The sequence below is a fragment of the Zavarzinia sp. genome, from assembly GCF_049306435.1.
Classification (GTDB): Bacteria; Pseudomonadota; Alphaproteobacteria; order Zavarziniales; family Zavarziniaceae; genus Zavarzinia.
This window is the reverse complement of sequence record NZ_JBAQRT010000340.1, coordinates 1-3,389: the sequence shown is the minus strand read 5'-3', so window position 1 is coordinate 3,389 and position 3,389 is coordinate 1. Positions and strand designations below refer to the sequence as shown.

The following is a 3,389-nucleotide window of genomic DNA, read 5'->3' as shown; positions in this document are numbered from 1 at the left end:
GCGCGGCGGTGCCGGCGAGGGGGGCGGCCAGGCGGCTGCCCAGCTTGTTGCGCAGGCTGCGGAAATCGTTCTGCTCGAGGAAGGGCAGCAGCTTCGCGCCGTCGATCGGGCGGACGCCAAGGTCGTCGAAGCCCGTCGTCATCGGCACGTCGGCCTTCAGGCGCACCAGCTCGCGGCTGATCCGGGCGAGATCGGCGTGGGTTTCCAGATTCTCGCGCCGTTTCGGCTGCTTGATCTCGCTGGTCCGCGACAGCAGCGTATCGAGATCGCCGTAGGTATTGATCAGTTCCGCCGCGGTCTTCTGGCCGATGCCGGGCACGCCCGGCACATTGTCGGTCGGATCGCCCATCAGGGCCTGGACGTCGACCACCTTCTCGGGCGGCACGCCGAATTTCTCGATCACCTGATCGGGGCCGATCACGCGGATCTTCACCGGGTCCATCATGTCGACGCCGCCGCCGACCAGCTGCATCAGGTCCTTGTCCGACGAGACGATGGTGCAGCGGGCGCCACGCGCCCGGGACTCGGCCGCCAGGGTGGCGATGATGTCGTCCGCCTCATAGCCTTCGAGCTCGATGGCGGGGACGTTGAAAGCCGCCGTCGCCTCGCGGATGAGGGCGAACTGCGGGATCAGGTCTTCCGGCGCCGGCGGGCGATGGGCCTTGTAGTCGGGATAGATGTCGTTGCGGAAGGTGCGCCGCCCGGCGTCGAAAATGACCGCGAGATGGGTCGGCCGGTCGCCATTGTCGAGATCGGCAAGGAAGCGGGCCAGGATATTGGCGAAGCCCAGTACGGCGTTGACCGGCGTGCCGTCGGCCCGGGTCAGGGGCGGCAGGGCGTGGTAGGCCCGGAAGATATAGCCCGAGCCATCGACGAGATAGAGATGCTCGCCCTTGGCCGCTGCCCCCGTCTCAGTGGGCATGGGCGTGCGAATCACCCGCGAGGATGTAGAGCTTGCCGCAATAGGGACATTGCACTTCGCCCCGGCCTTCCATGTTCAGGTAGACGCGCGGGTGCCCCAGGGCGCCTTCGCCGCCGTCGCAGGCCACGATGGGGGTGTCGACTGTCTTCGTCTCGGGCGCTTCGGTCGCCATGGCTGTTCGGTCTCCTGGAAAAGCGGGCGGATATTAGCGCAGCCTATCCTGCTGTCCACAGCGAGGGGAGATGGATTCCGCTCCACCCATTCCGGGCATTGTCTCGCCCGCGCCGCCGTGCTCAAAGAGGAAACCCCGCCGTTGCCGGATGGCCGGGGTGCGGACATGCCGACCAGAAGGAGGGAACTGGTCCGGCGGTCCTCGTTCGCGTCCGAATTCAAGGGGTGGAGGATTTGATGTCGACTATTGTTCCCGTCGTGCTGTGCGGCGGCTCGGGGTCCAGGCTTTGGCCCGCTTCGCGTAGCAGCTACCCCAAGCAGTTCCTGACCTTCGCCGACGATACCTCGCTGTTCCAGCAGGCCGTCGCCCGCGTCGCCGGCATCGGCCGGCCGCTGATCGTCACCAATGCCGCCTATCGCTTCCTGGTCGCCGAGCAATTGCGCCTGATCGGGGTCGAGGCCGATATCCTGCTCGAGCCCTTCGGCCGGGATTCCTGCGCGGCGATCGCCGCCGCCGCCGCCTTCGCCGTGCGCCGCGATCCCGCCGCGACCATGGTCGTCGTCGCGGCCGATCATGCCATTCCCGACACGGATGTCTTCCTCGCCGATGTCGCCCTCGCGGTCGAGGCGGCGGGGCAGGGGCTTCTGGTCTGTTTCGGCCTGAAGCCGACCTCGCCCGCCACGGGCTATGGCTATATCAGGCCGGGCCGGCCGCTGCTGGGCGGCAAGGTCCATGAAATCGGCGCCTTCGTCGAGAAGCCGGATCTCGAGACCGCGAAGCGCTATGTCGCCGAAGGTCTTTTGTGGAATTCGGGCAATTTCGCCTATCGGGCCGATGTCTTCCTGTCCGAACTCGCGGCTTTCCAGCCGGCGGTGCTGGCGGCGGCCGATGCGGCGGTGGCCAAGGCCGCGCGCGATTTCGATTTCGTCCTGCTCGACCCGGAAGCCTTCGGTCAGGCGCCGAAGATTTCCGTCGATTACGCGGTGATGGAGCGGACCGCGCGCGCGGCGATGATATCCGCCCGCTTCGACTGGTCCGATGTCGGCACCTGGTCGGCGGTGCAGGGTGTCTCCCCGGCTGACGAGAACGGCTGCGCCGTGGTCGGCGACGGCATCATCGCCGACAGCCGCAACTGCTTCGTCTATTCGCCGGACAAGCTGACCGTGGTCGGCGGCCTCGAGAACGTGATCGTGGCGACGACCAAGGACGCGGTCCTCGTCGTCTCGCGCGATTATTCGGAACATGTGAAGCAGCTCGTCTCCAAGCTCGAGAAGGGCGGCCGCAGCGAGGCCAGCCATCACCGCGAGACCCTGCGGCCCTGGGGCGCCTTCGAGGCGCTCGATGCCGGCGACGGCTACAGCGTGAAGCGAATCACGGTAAAGCCCGGCGGCCGCCTCGTGCTGCAGAGCCGGCTGCGCATTCCCGAATACTGGATCGTGGTCGGCGGCACGGCGGTCATCGGCACCGGCACGGAAAGCCAGACGGTGCTGGCCGGCCAGGCGGTGCATATTCCCGAAGGCGACAAGCGCGTGATCGACAATCCGGGCGAGCTTCCCTTGCGCCTCATCGAAGTGCAGACCGGCGCGACCGGCGCCGAGGCCAGCGCCTACGACTGACGATGACGGGCGCGGGGACGGGCGCGGGGACGGGTGCGGGGGATCAGGTGATGCCCCGCTCCTTCTTCACCTGGTCCCAGGCGCCGTTGATCTTGGACAGGCGCTCGGTCGCGATCTGGATGAATTCCTCGGGCATCCCCTTGGCGACCAGCATGTCCGGGTGATGCTCGCGCACCAGCTTGCGATAGGCGGCCTTCAGCGAGGCCTCGTCCATGTCGCGGGTCACGCCCAGCACCGTATAGGGATCGCTCCGGTCGGGGCCGAGGTGGGCGGCGCGGATCGCCGCGAATTCCGCGTCGGAGAAACCGAAGATACGGGCGACGGCGACGAGGAAATCCAGCTCCGCCTGATGGACGACGGCATCCGCCTTGGCGATGTGGAACAGCCCGTCCAGCAATTCCTCCAGCACGGTCCGGTCGTCGCCCATGACGACACGGATCTGCGCGGCATAGGGCTCGAAGCCGGCGGCATCCTCCTTGGCGCGGTCGAAGATGCGCGCGACCTGGGCGACCTCGCCCTCGGGCACATGGAAGACTTCGCGGAAGGCCTTGATTTCGTCGCGGGTCACGGTGCCATCGGCCTTGGCCATCTTGGCGCCCAGCACGATGACGCCGACGGTGAAAGCCACGCGCCGTGTCTGGTCGCGGCCGGGCGCCTCGCGCGGCGCGCCGGGCAACCC

Annotated in this window: 4 protein-coding genes; 1 reads left to right on the top strand and 3 read right to left on the bottom strand. The window is 67.7% G+C overall.

Translation table 11 applies throughout. The features are described from left to right. Both WAZ62_RS19790 and WAZ62_RS19785 read right to left on the bottom strand, forming a co-directional pair. A partial coding sequence (locus WAZ62_RS19790) for a 5'-3' exonuclease (protein ID WP_422645256.1) occupies window positions 1-922 on the bottom strand: 922 nt, incomplete at its 3' end. Then, window positions 912-1,094, bottom strand: coding sequence for a zinc-finger domain-containing protein (locus WAZ62_RS19785; RefSeq protein WP_422645255.1), 183 nt, complete (start codon window positions 1,092-1,094; stop codon window positions 912-914). The genes WAZ62_RS19785 and WAZ62_RS19790, both read right to left, overlap by 11 nt. 236 nt (window positions 1,095-1,330) lie before the next feature. On the opposite strand from WAZ62_RS19785, the gene WAZ62_RS19780 reads away from it, so the two are divergent. Further along, complete coding sequence (locus WAZ62_RS19780; protein ID WP_422645254.1) at window positions 1,331-2,710, top strand: mannose-1-phosphate guanylyltransferase/mannose-6-phosphate isomerase; 1,380 nt, start codon at window positions 1,331-1,333, stop codon at window positions 2,708-2,710. Between the two features lie 43 nt (window positions 2,711-2,753). On the opposite strand, the gene WAZ62_RS19775 is transcribed toward WAZ62_RS19780, so the two are convergent. Further along, window positions 2,754-3,389 (bottom strand): TerB family tellurite resistance protein (locus WAZ62_RS19775; protein ID WP_422645253.1); only part of this gene is annotated, 636 nt, incomplete at its 5' end.